The 16,128-nt window shown below is 70.5% G+C and carries 12 protein-coding genes; 9 read left to right on the top strand and 3 right to left on the bottom strand.

Annotated features, from left to right (window positions below):
- The first annotated feature begins 105 nt into the window (after positions 1 to 105).
- A complete protein-coding gene (locus tag O3I_RS00255) occupies positions 106 to 1,824 on the top strand; it encodes a DUF4407 domain-containing protein (protein WP_014980878.1) in 1,719 nt (572 codons plus the stop codon).
- Between the two features lie 322 nt (positions 1,825 to 2,146).
- Positions 2,147 to 3,697 carry an adenylate/guanylate cyclase domain-containing protein gene (locus O3I_RS00250; protein ID WP_014980877.1) on the top strand — a complete coding sequence of 517 codons (1,551 nt, stop codon included), beginning with the start codon at positions 2,147 to 2,149 and terminating at the stop codon, positions 3,695 to 3,697.
- Positions 3,698 to 3,797: 100 nt separating this feature from the next.
- Here the strand turns inward: O3I_RS00250 and O3I_RS00245 are convergent, their stop codons facing one another.
- Positions 3,798 to 5,333, bottom strand: coding sequence for an MFS transporter (locus O3I_RS00245; RefSeq protein ID WP_014980876.1), 1,536 nt, complete (start codon positions 5,331 to 5,333; stop codon positions 3,798 to 3,800).
- Positions 5,334 to 5,420: 87 nt separating this feature from the next.
- On the opposite strand from O3I_RS00245, the gene O3I_RS00240 reads away from it, so the two are divergent.
- The 6 genes from O3I_RS00240 to add all read left to right on the top strand — a co-directional run bounded on the left by O3I_RS00240 (position 5,421) and on the right by add (position 11,382).
- A complete protein-coding gene (locus O3I_RS00240) occupies positions 5,421 to 5,966 on the top strand; it encodes a TetR/AcrR family transcriptional regulator (protein WP_014980875.1) in 546 nt (181 codons plus the stop codon).
- Positions 5,967 to 5,996: 30 nt separating this feature from the next.
- A complete protein-coding gene (locus O3I_RS00235) occupies positions 5,997 to 6,869 on the top strand; it encodes a hypothetical protein (protein ID WP_237748227.1) in 873 nt (290 codons plus the stop codon).
- Positions 6,866 to 7,927: a DUF4129 domain-containing protein gene (locus tag O3I_RS42275; protein WP_014980873.1), complete on the top strand. Its 1,062-nt coding sequence runs from the start codon at positions 6,866 to 6,868 to the stop codon at positions 7,925 to 7,927. The genes O3I_RS00235 and O3I_RS42275 overlap by 4 nt, the downstream gene beginning before the upstream one ends.
- A gap of 64 nt (positions 7,928 to 7,991) precedes the next feature.
- Positions 7,992 to 8,978: an AAA family ATPase gene (locus tag O3I_RS00225; RefSeq protein ID WP_014980872.1), complete on the top strand. Its 987-nt coding sequence runs from the start codon at positions 7,992 to 7,994 to the stop codon at positions 8,976 to 8,978.
- A gap of 2 nt (positions 8,979 to 8,980) precedes the next feature.
- Positions 8,981 to 10,315, top strand: a complete 1,335-nt coding sequence (locus tag O3I_RS00220; RefSeq protein WP_237748226.1) for a DUF58 domain-containing protein — start codon at positions 8,981 to 8,983, stop codon at positions 10,313 to 10,315.
- A gap of 56 nt (positions 10,316 to 10,371) precedes the next feature.
- The gene (gene add / locus O3I_RS00215; protein ID WP_014980870.1) at positions 10,372 to 11,382 is read left to right on the top strand and encodes an adenosine deaminase; all 1,011 of its coding nucleotides are present in this window, start codon (positions 10,372 to 10,374) and stop codon (positions 11,380 to 11,382) included.
- Positions 11,383 to 11,401: 19 nt separating this feature from the next.
- On the opposite strand, the gene O3I_RS00210 is transcribed toward add, so the two are convergent.
- A complete protein-coding gene (locus tag O3I_RS00210) occupies positions 11,402 to 12,217 on the bottom strand; it encodes an RDD family protein (RefSeq protein WP_014980869.1) in 816 nt (271 codons plus the stop codon).
- Positions 12,218 to 12,259: 42 nt separating this feature from the next.
- Between O3I_RS00210 and O3I_RS00205 the strand changes: the two genes are divergently transcribed.
- On the top strand, positions 12,260 to 13,276 hold the full coding sequence (locus O3I_RS00205) for a stage II sporulation protein M (protein ID WP_014980868.1): 1,017 nt from the start codon (positions 12,260 to 12,262) through the stop codon (positions 13,274 to 13,276).
- 1,338 nt (positions 13,277 to 14,614) lie between these two features.
- Here O3I_RS00205 and O3I_RS00200 read toward each other — a convergent pair.
- Positions 14,615 to 16,027: a hypothetical protein gene (locus O3I_RS00200; protein WP_014980867.1), complete on the bottom strand. Its 1,413-nt coding sequence runs from the start codon at positions 16,025 to 16,027 to the stop codon at positions 14,615 to 14,617.
- Positions 16,028 to 16,128 lie beyond the last annotated feature (101 nt).

Genomic DNA, 16,128 nt, shown 5'->3' with positions numbered 1-16,128 from the left:
TGTGTCGGGGACGGTCCTGTCACGCTGTGACCACGAAACCGTGACGGTTTCGCTCGCTAGCGGTGTCCGCGAAATCGACTGGGACGAAGAGGATGTGAGTTCCCAATGACCGTCACCGGCTTGTTCACCTGGCTCGGCGGGGGTCAGCCCAACGATGTCGCCTACCGCCACGAACGCACCGGATACGCCGTCACCGGCGCGGTGGTGCTGCTCTTCGCGATCGTATCCGCGCTGGTCACGGCCTTTGCCGTGGGCTCGGTCGGTACCTGGCCGGTACTCGGTGTGCTCGCGGTCGCGTTGCTCGTCGGGGTGCCGGCCTGCGCGATCGCGCGGGCCCTGGCCACGCCGCGGCCGGATCGGATGCCGGACAAGCTCGGCCTGCTCGCGCGCGTCGCCCTGGCCGTACTGACCGGTGGGCTGATCGCCGAACTCGCGGCGATCGTGGTCTTCGGCGGCAGCGTCGACCGCACGTTGGACGAACGGGCCCAGCGCGACGCTGCTTCCGCGCCGCAGGTCGTCACCGCGCGCACCCAGCTCGACCGGGCGCGCGACGACCGGACCGCGCTGGATCGGGCCATCGCCAAGGCGCAGGACGACATCGATCGCACCATGACGATCGCACGCTGTGAGCTGAACCCGGGCCCGGAATGCCCGCAGCAGTTGATCACCCGGGTGCCCGGCCGCGGGCCGGAAGCACAGGTCGCCAACGACATGCTCGACGACGCCCGCAAGCAGCTCGCCGTCGCACAGGCCCGGGTCGAACCGGCCGACCAGCGCATCGCGGACGCCGAAAAGGCCGTGACGGCAGCCGAATCCGCCGCCTTCACCGCGGCCGACCGCGGTCTGGGTGCGCGCTGGCAGGCGATGAACGACTACACCACCCAGCACGCGGGCGCCATGCCGCTGCGCATCCTGACGATCATCTCGATGATCGCGCTCGCCCTGTTGCCGCTGTTGCTGCGCTGGTGGCGCGGGGACACCTCGTTCGACCGGGCCACCGCCGCGCTCGCCGTGCGGGACAAAGCCGATCAGGACGCCGAGGCCGCCATCGCGGTGAAGCAGGCCGAGGTCCGCGCCGCGGCCGAGCAGTTGCGCGCCGAACAGCGCCTCACCTCCGCCCGGCTCGCCGTCGAGGCGGACACCGCCATCGACCGGGAGCGTCAGCGCACCCGGATCATCGCGGCCGTCGGCGGCGTGGAATTCGGTATCACCGAACCGGCCCGCCGACCCGAACTCCCAGCCGCACCGGCTGACGAACGAAAGGACAGCTCCGTGTCTGCCGAAGGATTCGTGACACCGAACCTGCCCGCCCCTGTCGCCCCGGGTGCCCTCGCGCCGCAGGGCGCCCCGCCGCCGCTCGCGCCCAAAACCGGTGGTGGCCTGGAACTTCCGCTGATCGGCACGGTGCCCTTCACCGATACCGCGGCACGCCTGATCCGGCCGCTGGTCCCCGCGTTCGTGGCCACCGCGATCGACAACGCCACGCACCCGCTGCGCACCGCCAAGCAGGCCTTCGAAGAGGTCGAGGAGATCACCTTCACGCTGCGCCGCACCCGCAAGGTCACGGTGGACACCCAGGATTCGCACGGGACGAGCGGCTACCAGTTCGCGCCGGGTTCGCCCGAAGCGGTGCACGCGCAGCGCATCGCCGCCACCGTGGTGGACGCCGACTACGGGCAGCAGGATCCGCGCTATTCGGCGCTGCCCGCGCACTCGGGGGCGCAACCCTACGGTCTGCCGAACGCCCGGCACGACGAGCTGACCGGCCGCGATACGCACGAACTGCCCGGTCGCGGGCAACGCGAGCTGCCGCGCGGCCACTGATGTGCCTACCGTGGGGGCTATGCGACGCGTTCGAGCGAACCTGGCCCGCACGGTGTCGGCGCGAGACGGCGCCGCGTTCGAGCGCTGCCCGATCCGGCAGGAGATCCGGCAGCGGCACGCGCACCTGCGCACCCGCACCAGACCGCACACGCCGCCCGGCGCATCGGCCGCGACGTCGGCCAATGCCCGTCCACTCCGATCTGCGCGGCCGGCCCACTGCGCCCGCCTCGAGGCCCGGGCCCAGCCGATCGTCGACGCACTCGGCCGCTCGTGGACCTCGGGTCCTGCGCTGCGCGGATGGCCCGGAATAGGCTTTTCTCTCATGACCCGCACTGACGTCTCCCCGGCCGCGTTCGGGTCGCGGCTGCTCGGGCCCGTGGACGAATCCTCCGGGATGCGCCGGATCCGGGTGCAGCTGCTGCTGACCGTGCCGACGGTGGCCGCGAACCTGGCCGGGATGGCGGTCACGTTCGCGCTGATCGGCTTCGTGCTGCCCGGACCGACGGTGTTCACCCGGGAACTGCTGCTGCTGAACGTGATCGCGACGCCCCTGTACACGGCGCTGGCGCTGTTGATCGGGATCTGGTGGGGCACCGTCGGCGGGCTGCGCGCCCTGCGCTGGGCCACCGATCCCGACCAGATACCCACCGAGGCCGAGCAGATCGCGGCCTCCGCCGTCCCGCGCCGCCTCGTGGTGCGGCAAGCGGTGCTGTGGTTCTCCGGTGCCGCCGTGCTCACCCCGCTCTACGGTGTGGCCGAGCCCGCGCTCATCCCGAAGATCCTGCTCGGCATCGGCTTCAGCGCCGTGGTGGTGTGCGCCAACAGTTACCTGATCGCCGAGTTCGCGCTGCGCGTGGTGACCGCTCGGGTGCTGGACGCCGCGCCGTCGCGGCGCCGCCGGGGTATGGGCGTGTTCGTGCGCTCGCTGATCGCGTGGATGCTCGGCGCGGGCGTGCCGGTGACCTTGTCGATGATCGTCGCGGTGTGGGCGCTGGCCGACTCCTCGGTCAGCACGGCCCGGCTCGCGGTCTGCATGCTCTCGCTCGGCGGCGCCACGCTGGTGTTCGGCCTGCTGCTGATGATGCAGACCGTGGCGGCGACCATCGCACCGATTCGCGGGGTGCGGCGCGCCCTGCGTCAAGTGGAGGACGGCGACCTGCGGGTGACGATCACCGTGTACGACGGCACCGAACTCGGCGAGTTGCAAAGCGGTTTCAACCACATGGTGGAGGGCCTGCGCGAACGCGAACAGATCAGGGATCTGTTCGGCAAGCACGTCGGGCGCGAGGTGGCCGACGCCGCGCTGGCGGGCAACCCGACCCTCGGCGGTGTGGAATGCGAAGCGGCCGCGCTGTTCGTCGATATCGTCGGCTCGACCACGATGGCCGCGACCGTGCCCGCCCCCGAGATGGTCGCCATCCTCAATCGCTTCTTCGACATCGTGGTGGACGAGGTCGAGGCGCACGGCGGCCTGCTCAACAAGTTCGAGGGGGACGCCGCGCTCGCCGTCTTCGGCACGCCCGCAGTACTTTCGGACGCCCCCGGCGCCGCGCTGGCCTGTGCCCGCGCGATCCGCGGCCGCCTCGACGCCACCGCCAACGACTTCATCGCCGCGATCGGAGTGGCGGCGGGTCGCGTGGTCGCGGGCAATGTCGGGGCCAGGCAACGCTATGAGTTCACCGTGATCGGCGACGCGGTCAACGAGGCCGCCCGGCTCTGCGAACTCGCCAAACAGGACGACCTGCTGCTCGCCTCCGCGAACACGGTGAACGCCGCGGACGCGGCCGAAGCGGCGCACTGGCAGCTCGGCGACTCCGTCACGCTGCGCGGCCGGCTCACCCCCACTCAGCTGGCCCGCCCGGCGTCCACGTAGTTCCGCACCCACTTCTGGCTTCGCGCACTCGTCTTCGCAACGTGGCCCACAACGGCAACGCACCCGCCCCGGAAAATCGGAGCGGGTGCGAAGGGAATCACTACCGGGCCGTGCGCAACCGGAACGCCACCCAGGCGGCGACCAGCAGGATCGACGCCGTGCCGACGGCGGCGAAGTGGATGCCGGAGACGAACGCCTCGTGCACCGAGGCGAGGAAGGCCCCGCCCACCGATTCCGGTAGCTGCTGGGCGAAAGCCGTAGCAGCACCCAGAGATTCGGACGCGACACCGACCTGGTCGCTCGGCACGTGGCTCAGGTCGAGCCCGTTGCGGAAGATCGCCATCACCACGCTGCCGAGGATGGCGACACCCAGCGCGATACCGGTCTCGTACGCCGTTTCCGACACCGCCGCCGCGGCACCGGCCCGCTCGGCCGGCGCCGAGCTGACCACCAGGTCCGCCGAAACCGTCAGCGCGACACCGACACCCGCGCCGATGAACAGGAACCCGAGGATGAACGGCGTCGTGCTGGTCGCCGCGTCCGGACCCAGCCACAGGAACAGCGCCGAACCGATCGCGGCCACCGTCAACGCGCCACCGAGCACCCGGCCCGGCGCCATCCGGCGCACCAGCCAGGCCGCGGCGAGCGAGGCGACCACGCTCACCGCGAGCCCGGGCAGCAACAGCAATCCGGCCTGCAGCGGCGTCCGGCCGAGCACCAGTTGCAGGTACTGCGAGCCGAAGAACAGCACGCCGGCCAGCGCGAACACCGCGAGCAGGTTGGTGAGCACCGCGGTGCGGAACCTGGGCAGCGCGAACAACTTCAGGTCCAGCATCGGCTGCGCCAGCGTCCGCTGCCTGCGCACGAACAGCACGCCTGCGACCGCGCCGACGACCGCGACCAGGGTGGTGGTCACCGCGAAACCGTGTGCCGCCGTCTCCTTCACCGCGTAGACGATCGGCACCAGCGCGAGCATGGACAGCCCCGCGCTCGCCAGATCGAAGCGACCCGGGTTCGGGTCCCGCGATTCCGGAATCAGGAACGGGCCCAAGCCGATCAGCACCAGCATCACCGGCAGGTTCACCAGGAACACCGAACCCCACCAGAAGTGCTCGAGCAGCCAGCCGCCGAGCAGCGGACCCGCCGCCGCGCCGCCGCCCGCCATCGCGCTCCACACCGCGATGGCCACGGTCCGCTGCCGCGGATCGAGGAACATCGACCGGATCAGGCCCAGGGTCGCGGGCATGAGCGTCGCACCGGCGACACCCTGCAGGACCCGGGCGCCGATCAGCATCTCGGGCGAGACCGCCCAGGCGGCGAGCAGCGAGGCGACACCGAAGCCCGCGGCGCCGATCAGCAGCAGCCTGCGGCGGCCGATCCGGTCGCCCAGGTTGCCCATCATCACCAGCAGGCCGGCCAGCACGAACGAGTACACGTCGATGATCCACAGCAGCTGCGGCGTGGTGGGCGCCAGGTCGGCGCTGATCGCGGGCACCGCCAGGTCGAGCACCGTCGCGTCGACCGCGAGCAGCAGCAGGGCCAGCGCGAGTACGGACAGCCCGGCCCATTCGCGCGCGCCGGCGCGGGGTGGCGTCTCGGACCCGGTCGGCCGGGTGGTCTTGGTCTGGGTGGTCATTGACTTTCTCGACTTCCGTCGCTGTTTTCTTACCGTCCAGACGGTACAGTAACAGACCTTACCGTCCAGCCGGTATAGTTCCGCGGTGTGACGGCCAATACCCGCGACCGGATTCTGGACGCGCTCGAATCGCTGCTCCTGGAAAAGGGCATGTCGCACGTGACGTTGGAGAACGTCGCGGCGACCGCAGGCGTCTCCAAGGGCGGCCTGCTGTATCACTTCAAGAGCAAGGACGCGCTGCTCGCCGGCCTGGTGCGGCGGCTCACCGAACGCGCGGCCCAGCAGCTGACCAGCGCCACCGACCGGGGACAGTCGGTCGTCGAGTGGTACCTGCAGACCCCGGACCCGGACAACGCCGACGAAGCGGTGGAGCTCGAGGTCTACCGCTCGATGCTGGCGACCATGCGCACCATCGACGCCGCGAACGGCACGGAGGTCGACGAGGTGCAGCAGGCCCTGATCGAGATGATGAATTCCTGGTCCGACGATCTGGACCAGGAGATCGAGGACCCGGTGCAGGCCGATATCGTCCGGCTGGTCGGCGACGGCGTGTACCTGCGGGCCCTGCTCGGCCTGCCGCCGATCGATCCGGCCCGCTATCGCCGCGTGGTGGACCGGCTGCTGCAGCGCTGACCGCGCGGCCGCGCCGGTTACACTCGGCCCGTGCTACCAGCTGCCGACCCGGCCGGTGCCGTCGGGGCGGGAGACGATCCGGCACCAGGGTCACCTGGAACGACGGTGCCGATCCGTCCGATGACCTTCCGTGAACTCCTGGACGTGCCGTTCGCGCTGATCCAGGCGAACCTGCCCGCGCTGCTGCGGTTGAGCCTGCCCGGCATCGTGGTCGCCGAGCTCGTGGTCGTCGCGCTCACCGCGGTCGTCTCGTCCCGCACCGGCGGTTCGGACGCGGGCACCGCGTGGGCGGCGATCCTGTCCACGGCGGCATGCGTGTGGGTGCTGCGTTTCGTGCTGCGCGGCACCACCGTGGCGATCGGGCTGGGGAGTATCGCGGGCGCACCGATCGGCGCGGCCACCGCGCTCGGGCGGCTGAGCGCGGTCGCCGGAGCGCTACTCGTGTTCCAGGTGCTGTACACCTTGGTCGGGGTGAGCGTGCTCGCGCTGACCGGCGTCCTGATCGTCACGCTGCCGTTCGGCGTGATCTGGCTGGGCTGGTTGCGCGCCAAACGCTTCGTCGCGGTGCCGGTGCTGTTCGTCGAGCAGGCCCCGCACCGCGGTGCCGTGGCCCGGTCGAAACTGCTTGTCGCCGGGGCGGACTGGCAGTTCACCTGGCTGTGGGTCGCGCATCGCTGCCTGCTCGCGCTGCTCTGCGTGCCGCTGTTGGGTATTCCGTTCTATCTGTCGGATTTCTCCGGCACCCGGCGCTGGGCGGTCATCGTGCTGCTCACCTCGGGTGCGCTGCTGATCGCCGCGTTCGGCGAGATCGTCGAGTCGGCCACCAGGGTGGTCGGCTACGTCGACCGGCGCTGCCGCCGCGAGGGTTTGGACATCCACGTGCCCGGTGCCGAGGCCCGATGACCGACTTCCACGACACCGGTACGCCGCACGCCACCGGCCCGGACCAGCCGCCCGGTCCCCCGCGCCTCGGCGCCGCCGCCGACCATCGCGCGGCCGCCGAACAGGCCGCGCAGCGCCGCGATTTCGATGCCGCGCTGCGCGAACGTTTCCGCGCCGTGCTGCGCGGTTTGGAGCAGCGCGGTGTGCTCGAGGTCCGCCGCTCCCGCACCGCCCGGGAGACCGCCGACGACGTCACGATCGCGCTGCCCAGCGACGGCGCCACCGAATTGCACCCCGCCGCACAGAGTTTCGACGAGGTGGTCTACGGCGGCCGCCGGGCGACCGAGGACGAATACCGCAGGCTCGAATACGCCGACCGGTTCTCCGAAGCCGCCCCGCCGCCGGTGCCGACCCCCACCGAAGTCGAGGTCAGCGAGAAGGCGCCGCGCACCCGCAGGCGACTGCCGCCACTGCCCGCGCTGCTGCGCGACCCGCGGTTCTGGGCCGGTCTCGCCGGTGTCGCCGCGCTACTGCTGCTGCTCTACGCCGCACTGCAATCGTGCGGCGCGCCGACCGCGCCCGATCCGCCGACCCCCTCGAAGCCGCCGACACCGCCGCGGTCCGGCGGGTCCGGCTCCGGGTCCGGTTTCGGCGCGGGCGACGACCCGATCTGGGAGCGGCTGCCCGCACCGGTGTTCTTCGGCGCGGTGCAATTCCTGATCGCCGCCGCGGTGGTGGTCTGGTGGCGGGCGCGCAGGCGCGGCGCCCTGGTGCGCGAACCGCGCCCGGTCGAGGTCGCCGCGAACGAACTGCTGGCCGGACAGGCCGCGCTGTACCGGCGGTCGAAGGACTACGAGCACGTCGCCGCGAAACTGCGCGGGGCCACCCTGCGCCGGATCCGCCCGACCCTCGGGCTGACCGCCGATACCTCGCCGGACCGGCTCGTCGGCGCCCTGGCCGCGCGCACCGGCACCGACCCCGCGCAGCTCGGCGCCGCGCTGTACGGACCGGTGCCCGACGTGGAAACGCTGGAACTCGTTGCCACCCAACTCGAATGGCTCGAGGCGGAGGTCGGATGAGACCGCAGCCGCCGCCGCACGCTTGCCCGGCCGCCGGGAACCCCCACCTGACACTGGAGGTCCAATGACCATTCCGACCGACACCAACCACGGCCCCACCGCCGCAGAGGCGGGCGCGGCGTTCACCGCGCTGCGCGCCGAAATCGGCAAGGCGGTGGTCGGCAACGACAACGCGATCATGTACCTGGTGCTCGCGCTGCTCTGCCGCGGGCACGTGCTGCTCGAGGGTGTGCCAGGGGTGGCGAAGACGCTGCTGGTCCGGGCGTTGGCGACGGCGCTGGACCTGCAACACGCCAGGGTGCAGTTCACCCCGGACCTGATGCCGGGCGATGTCACCGGCTCCCAGATCTACGATCCGCACTCGGCCGAGTTCACCTTCCGGCACGGGCCGGTATTCACCAATCTCCTGCTGGCCGACGAGATCAACCGCACGCCCCCGAAGACGCAGTCGGCGCTGCTGGAGTCGATGGAGGAGCGCCAGGTTTCGGTGGACGGCAAGCCGCGGCCGCTGCCCGACCCGTTCGTCGTGGTCGCCACGCAGAACCCGATCGAGCAGGAGGGCACCTACCCGCTGCCGGAGGCGCAACTGGACCGGTTCCTGTTCAAGGTCGACATCCAATTGCCCGGCCGGGAAGACGAATTCCGCATCCTGCAGCGCCACGCCGCCGGCTTCGATCCGCGCGATCTGGCCGCGGCGGGCCTGCGTCCGGTGGCCGGTCCGGCCCATATCGCCGCGGGCCGCGCCGCCGTCGGCACCGTGACGATCAGTCCCGAGGTGCTCGCGTACACCGTCGACATCTGCCGGGCCACCCGGATGGCACCGGCGGTACAGCACGGCGCGTCCACCCGCGGCGCGACCGCGCTGATGGCCGCCGCACGCGCGTTCGCCTGGTTGAACGGACGCGGGTTCGTCACCCCGGACGACGTGAAATCCGTTGCCGTCGCAGTACTCCGGCACCGGTTGCAGCTGCGGCCGGAGGCGGAGCTGGACGGCGTGACCACCGAGGGTGTCATGTCGTCGCTGCTGCTCTCGGTCCCGGTTCCGGTGTAGTGGTGCGCGCCCGCCCCGCCGATTCCGTCGGCCGCGCCCAGCCGGTGGTCACCGGCCGCCTCGCCGCGCTCGCGGGGGTGCTGGCGCTGCTCGTCACGTTCGTCGTGCCGTCCTGGATCGGCGTGGTCGTGGCGACCGCGGTACTGGCCGCCGCCGTGCTGTTCGACCTCGGCACCGTCGGCCGGGCCGGCGACCTCGGTCTGTCCCGGCCGCCGCTGACCACCGTCCGGCTGGGTCGCGCCACCGAGGTGGCACTGGTCGCGGTGAACAACGGCGCCAAGCCGCTGCGCGGCACCGTGTGGGACGACTGGCCCGACAGCGCCCGCGCCGAAAACCGCACGCACCGGCTGGATCTCGCGCCCGCCACGCTGGTCCGCTGGCACACCACGCTCACCCCGGCCCAGCGCGGTGACCGGGTGGCCGGCGCGGTGACGGTGCGGCTGATCGGCCCGCTCGGGCTCGCCGGAACGCAGACCCGGCGCCGGGTTCCGGCCCGGGTGCGCGCGCTGCCGCAGTTCCGCAGCGAGCGGCTGCTGCGCTCGAAAGTCAAACGGCTGCAACACCTCGAGGGTCGTAACGTGGCCAACCTGCGCGGGCAGGGCACCGAGTTCGATTCGTTCCGCGAGTACGTCGCGGGTGACGACGTGCGCGCCATCGACTGGCGCGCCACCGCCCGCGCGACCGACGTGCTGGTACGCACGTGGCGTCCCGAACGCCACCGGCACATGCTGATGCTGCTGGACACCGGCCGGATCAGCGCGGGCCGGGTCGGCGACGGCACCCGGCTGGACGCGGCCGTGGAAGCGGCGCTGCTGCTCGGCGGGCTCGCCGCGGCGGCGGGCGACTCGGTCGATCTGCTCGCCTTCGACCGCGCACCGCGCGCCGAGGTGCGCGGCATCAGCGGAAAAGGGTTGCAGCTCAAGCTGATGCACGCGATGGCGGGTGTCACCCCGGAACTCGTCGACACCGACAGCGCGGGCCTGGTGCGCGCCGCCATCCAGCGCACCCGGCGGCGCAGCCTGATCGTCTGGTTCACCAGTCTCGACGGTGCCGCCGTCGAGGAGAACCTGCTGCCGGTGCTGCCGACCCTGGCGCAGCGCCATCGCGTGCTGATCGTCTCGGTCACCGATCCCGATATCGCCGCGGCCGCCGCCCGCCGCACCGACCGTGCCGATCTCTATCCGGCCGCAGCCGCCGAAACCATCCTCGCCGAGCGCGCCCTCGTCCAGGAATCCCTGCGGCGCACCGGTATCGCCGTAGTCGCCGCCTCCCCCGACCGCCTGCCCGAAGCCCTCGCCGACGAATACCTCGAACTCAAACAGTCCGGCACCATGTAGTCCCGCGGCACCGGAATTCGGCATGCCGCCGACGCCGCGAGGCGCATGATGGACCCATGTCCGATCTTGCCTCGTTCGTCCGCGGGTTGCCCAAGGCCGAGTTGCATCTGCACTTGGAAGGGACACTCGAACCCGAGTTGAAGTTCCAGCTGGCGCAGCGCAACGGGATGGAGCTGCCGCAGCGGACGGTCGACGAGATCAGGCAGACCTACCAGTTCCATGACCTGACGTCGTTCCTTCAGGTCTACTACCCCGCCATGGCGGTACTGCAGGAACCCGCGGACTTCCATGACCTGGCCTTCGACTACCTGACCAGGGCACACGCGCAGGGCGTGCGGCATGTCGAGATGTTCTTCGACCCGCAGGCGCACACCGGGCGCGGCGTCCCGTTCGCCACCGTGATCAACGGATATCGCTCGGCCATCGTGCAGGCCCGGCGCGAGTTCGGCATCTCGGCCGAGCTGATCCTGTGCTTCCTGCGCGACTACTCCGCCGAGTACGCCATGGCGACGCTGCTGGAGGCGCTGCCCTACCGCGACTGGATCATCGGGGTCGGACTCGATTCCGACGAGCGCGGCAACCCGCCGAGCAAGTTCGCGGCGGTTTTCGCGCGCGCCCGCCGCGAAGGCTTCCTGCTGACCATGCACTGCGATATCGACCAGCAGGATTCGATCGAGCACATCCGGCAGGCGCTGGAGGACATCGCCGTCGACCGTCTCGACCACGGCACCAACATCGTCGAGGACGAACGGCTGGTCGAGCTGGCCAAGTCCAAGGGGATCGGGCTGACCTGCTGCCCGGTGTCGAATTCATTCGTGACCACTCAGATGAAGTCCGACGAGATCGTGAACCTGCTCGGCCGCGGCCTCACCGTGACGATCAACAGCGACGACCCCGCCTACTTCGGCGCCTACGCCGCGGACAATTACGTGGCCCTCGCCGAACACGTCGGACTCGACCGCACGCAGCTCGTCACGCTGGCGAAGAACTCATTCCGGGCCTCCTGGATCACCCCGGCCCGGCTGGACCGCTTCCTCCAGGAGATCGACGACTACGCCGCCACCTAGCCCTCGGTAGTCGCGCCCTTCACTTCATCGCGACGCCGGGAACCGCGGGTTGCCCGATCGGGCCGCGCGGAAACACCGGAAACAGCGGCGGCGGCAGCACGCGACGTTGCCGCTCGGCGATGATCGCGCCGAGGACCTGCACCGGCGGGTAGCCGCTCGGCGCGGGCACCTGCAAGCGGGCGCAGACCGCCGCGACGAGCGCGCTGCCCAGCTGGTGCTGCACCTCCGGCGTCAGTGTCTTGGACCGGCTCAGGTACTGCCGGACGGCGAGCGCGAGATCGTCCGGTAATCCGGCCAGCTCCAACTGCGCGGTCCAGCCGACCAGCCACGGCGGCGGCACGGCGAGCAACGGCACCGGCAGCGTCCGCTGCGCGTGCACCACCACGGTGCCCGCCAGCACATCGCCGACCCGGCGCGCGTTCGGGGAACACAGCGAGGTGAGCACGGCGACGGCACCGAGCGCGCCGAGCATCCAGAAGTCGACGACGGCACCGGCCAGGCCGCGGGTGAGCGCGTGCCGGAAGTCGATCGGGCCGCCGTCGGCGCGCACCACCCGCAGGCCGAGCAGCAGTTTGCCGAGCGTCCTGCCGCGCGAAAGGGTTTCGCAGGCCACCGGATATCCCACCAGCACGGTGACGAGGGTGACGATCACGGCGACACTCAGCCAGGCCGTGTCCGCGCCGTTGGGCAGCAGCACGGCGACGGCCAGCACGAACAGCACCGCGGCCAGCGCGAACTGCACCACCGCGTCGATGAGGAACGCGGCGGCCCGGGTCGGGATCCGGGCGATCGGCAGCTCGAGCGCGACCGCTTCGCCGGTGGTGAATTCAGCCATGTCGATAGCATTCTTGCGACCGGCGGTAGTGGGAGGCAACCGATGGACGTAGACGCATACAGTTTCGCGCACCGCAGGGCGTGGGAGCGGCTGGATCAGCTGTCCTCGCGCAGCAAGCTCTCCGGCGCGGAGGCCGACGAGCTCGTCATGCTGTACCGGCGCACCTCCCAGCAGCTGGCCAGGTTGCAATCGCACAGTCCCGATCCCGAACTGATCGCCGGCTTGAGCGCGATCCTCACCCGAGCGCGCGGGCGGGTGCTCGGCAGCAGGGCCGACACCTGGGCGGAGATAGGCCGGTTCTTCACCCATCGTTTTCCGGCCGCGCTGTATCGGACCTGGCCGTGGTGGGCCGGCGTCGCGGCGGTGTTCCTGCTCGTCTCCGCCGGACTCGCCGTCTGGGTGGACCGATTCGATTCGGCGCGCACGGTGCTCGGCATCCCCGACGACACCAGCGGCCTGACGGCGCGCGGCGGCGCGTTCGAGACCTACTACTCAGAGCATCCGCAGGGCGCGTTCGCCGCGCAAGTGTGGACGAACAACGCGTGGGTGACCGCGATCGCCCTGTTCACCGGCGTGCTGATCCTGCCCGCGGTGTATCTGCTGTTCATGAACGCGCTCAACCTGGGTGTCTCGGCGGGGTTGATGGCCGATGCCGGGCGGCTCGACGCGTTCTTCGGGTTCATCCTGCCGCACGGCACGCTCGAGCTGACCGCGATTTTCGTCGCCGGTGGCGCGGGCCTGAAGTTGGGCTGGACGCTGATCGACCCGGGCCGGCTGAGCCGCGTGGAGGCGGTGGCGCGCCAAGGCCGGGCCACCGCGACGATCGCGCTCGGGTTGGTCGGGGTGCTGCTGGTGTGCGGCTGCATCGAGGGTTTCGTGACGCCGAGCCCGCTGCCCGCCCCGGTGCGCATCGCCATCGGGTTCACCGCGGAAGCGTTGTTCCTGGTCTACGTGTTCGGCGTGGGGCGGCGCGTGGTTCTGGCCAAGACCGAACAGGAAGCGGAGACGTTGGGTGCCGGGCCGATCGGCGGCGGGCAGACAACCGCGAGCACACGCTGAGCGAAGCGGGTTCGGGCAACCGGCAGCTACGCCGTGTCACGGTTCGGTTGCGGTGTCCCCCATTTGAGTTCCGCTGGCCGCAGCGAGTCGTGCTCAGCTGCGGCCAGCGTTGCCGTTGACTCTACACAATCGTTATGCCGATGCAACCCTCGTCGCTCGTGTCAAGCGTATAAAGCAGCAAGCCAGCTAACCCTTGTGAGGGCATGGTTTTTCAGAGTTCCAGCTAACTCGCAGCGCGCGCCATGCCCCCGGATTCGGCGCGTCGATTTCCGCCCCCTCCCCGCGAATCCGCAGGTCTCGCTTTATCCGTTTCGTGGCGGTACGAACATTCCCCCGGGCGATTAGCTGTCGCCCTGACATAGATCCGTCGATGTTCCGCTGCGGGCCGCTCTAGCTGCACGTTTAGCCCAGTAGCTGGCGATAGCTGGACAGTGGATGAACAGAAAGCGACTTCAGGTTTGTTTACGGCGTATTTAACACGACGTGCGCCTAGTTGAACCGTCCGTGCACATGCATGCGTCATGACAAGATCAGGAATAACCAGACATTGCAGGGTCGCCGCCGCCAGACACCGGAGGCGCGGGTTCAGCACCACGGCCGCAACTTTCACAGCCGGTGTGATCTTCGCCTCACCCGTAGCGCAGACCCGGCGAAAGGCGCGAAATCGACACGGGGGCAAGCGTTCCGCGGCACAGACACGCGGGGACGACACACCGGAATACCGCGAGCGGACCCCGGCGGTGCGCCCTCGCCTCGAACAGGCGCGGCGGCGCGTACCCGGTGCGTCCGTCGGTGCTTCCACAATGTCCGTCCGGCTCGTGCACAGGCTGGGCATGACGCGTACTCCACCACTGTGCACAGGTTCGGCACACCTTGTCGCCACCGCTGTGGATGCGGCCCGGCGGCATCGATGTCCACACGTCGGCACCACCCGTTCATCCCCAATGGGGACGGCGCGCCACCAGCTCTGCCGCCCGCTTTCCGTACTTGGGAAAGCGTTCATCCACAGCCTCGAGCCAGGCGTTTCGGGATGCGGTAGCGCTCGATTCTCGAGGTCGCGGCGGCAACGCGGAGATGAACAGCGTCCGGCCATCCAGAAACAACCCACAGCGTCATCCACAGCCTCGAAGTCTTTGCCACCGCACCTGGCGAACCTCGCGGACCCCCGCTGTCGACGGCTTATCCCCAGCGGACCGCGCCTGGCCATCCTCGAGCAGCGCACAGCTCTATCCACAGGACCGCGCCGCCCCATACCACCTGTGGATAACCACCGAACCGGTCTGTGCGACACCGGTATCCGGATCGCAGCGGTCGAGATCGCAGCGCCGCGAGCGGGACTCAGCCGATCCGCAGCATGCCGGTGATCGTGCCCTGCAACACCCGTCGGCCGTGGGTGATCAACGGCGAGGTCTGCAGCGGGTCGTCGATCAGCGTGCCGGGCAAGGGGTGTCGCGCGGTCACCGCTCCGGTTGCCGGATCGAGCACCGTGAACGCGTAGCCGTCCAGCGGTGTCGTCGTATCCGGGCCCACCCGGGTCACGGTGTACACCGCGTTGTCGGGAACGGACAGGCGCGGCACGGCCGCACTGCGCACCTCGTTCTCCCACACCGTGTGGCAACCGTTTTCGTCCACGTCGACCCTGGTCATGCCGCCGACGAACGGCGCGGTGGGCGGCAGCGCAGGGCCCGCGTCCGCAGGCACCTGGGGATAGGGATAGCCGTAGGTGCTCGCGACGAATACTGAGCGGCCGATCCCGATCGGCGAATTCTCGCTGCCCGCACCGCCCTTCGTCAGCACCGGCTGGGTGCACACCAACTGGCCGGTGCCCGAACGGAATACCAACGCGTTGACCTGTCCGTCGGCGTTGTCGACGATAGTCAGATAGTCGGCCCCGGTGTCCGGGCCGAAATACGTGGGCGTCGACCCGGTGCCCCAGCTGAGTTGTCCCGGCTTGCGCGCGGAGCCGCGGTCATAGGCCGCGCGCCACCGGATCTCGGGCCGGGCCGACGGATCGGCCGCCAACTCGTAGAGCGCGTGCGTCGTCGCCACCGCGATCCGCCCGCTCGGCGCCGCCGAAATGCTGTTGGCCACCTGCTCTCCCGCGGGCAGCGCCACCGTCGCGATCGCGCCTGCGCGCGAGACCAGCCCGACCACCCCGTGACCCGTCGCGAACCAGACGTTGCCCGACCAATCCGGCACCAGCCCGGTCACGTTGTCCCCCACCGGGATCACCGCACTCAGGTCCGCCTCGACCGCGCTGGTGAACTGCCACGTCCCGCCCGCGTCGCGCGAGTGCCCGATGCGGAGCAGCCGGTTGCCGCCGTCCACGACGACTAGGCGATCCGCGTTGTCCAGGTAGGCGTAGACGCCGCCGAGCAGACTGCCCTTGGTCAGCGGGAGCGCGGCGAGCGAATGCCCGACCGGTCCGGCGGCCGCCGGATCGATCAGATGCACCGTCGGGATCTGCCCGGCGATCGCCGTGCACAGCGCGACCACCAGGTTGTCCGATCCCTCCAGCAGCGTGGGGCAGGCCGAGAGCAGCGGGTATCCGGCCACCGGAACTGTTCCCGCGCCCGGCCCGGCCAGCGGCGTGACGTCGGACGAGCCCGCGTCGCCGTGCATGGTCGAGGTGCCGAGCGGGCCGAGGAACGGGTTGGCCGGGGCCAGCGGCCCCCACGGCGCGGCGGCCGCGGCCGTACCGGGCCACAGCACGACGAGACAGCCGGCCAGGAACATCAGCAACGTACGCATCGGGGTCTCTCTGGTCGGTGACATCGCGTCCGATCGAACCGAAACGGGCGCTCTCGGCACAGTATTGGGAACGTCGATGATCCGAACAGCCGCGCCGGGGT

It is taken from the genome of Nocardia brasiliensis ATCC 700358, assembly GCF_000250675.2.
GTDB classification, from domain to species: domain Bacteria; phylum Actinomycetota; class Actinomycetes; order Mycobacteriales; family Mycobacteriaceae; genus Nocardia; species Nocardia brasiliensis_B.
This window is presented reverse-complemented; position numbering and strand designations above follow the sequence as displayed.

What these genes read in the sequence shown, in the direction of transcription:
- O3I_RS00255 (WP_014980878.1), top strand. Translation starts at nt 106, where the DNA reads ATGACCGTCACCGGCTTGTTCACCTGGCTCGGCGGGGGTCAGCCCAAC.
- O3I_RS00250 (WP_014980877.1), top strand. Translation starts at nt 2,147, where the DNA reads ATGACCCGCACTGACGTCTCCCCGGCCGCGTTCGGGTCGCGGCTGCTC.
- O3I_RS00245 (WP_014980876.1), bottom strand. Translation starts at nt 5,333, where the DNA reads ATGACCACCCAGACCAAGACCACCCGGCCGACCGGGTCCGAGACGCCA.
- O3I_RS42275 (WP_014980873.1), top strand. Translation starts at nt 6,866, where the DNA reads ATGACCGACTTCCACGACACCGGTACGCCGCACGCCACCGGCCCGGAC.
- O3I_RS00225 (WP_014980872.1), top strand. Translation starts at nt 7,992, where the DNA reads ATGACCATTCCGACCGACACCAACCACGGCCCCACCGCCGCAGAGGCG.
- add (WP_014980870.1), top strand. Translation starts at nt 10,372, where the DNA reads ATGTCCGATCTTGCCTCGTTCGTCCGCGGGTTGCCCAAGGCCGAGTTG.
- O3I_RS00210 (WP_014980869.1), bottom strand. Translation starts at nt 12,217, where the DNA reads ATGGCTGAATTCACCACCGGCGAAGCGGTCGCGCTCGAGCTGCCGATC.
- O3I_RS00205 (WP_014980868.1), top strand. Translation starts at nt 12,260, where the DNA reads ATGGACGTAGACGCATACAGTTTCGCGCACCGCAGGGCGTGGGAGCGG.
- O3I_RS00200 (WP_014980867.1), bottom strand. Translation starts at nt 16,027, where the DNA reads ATGCGTACGTTGCTGATGTTCCTGGCCGGCTGTCTCGTCGTGCTGTGG.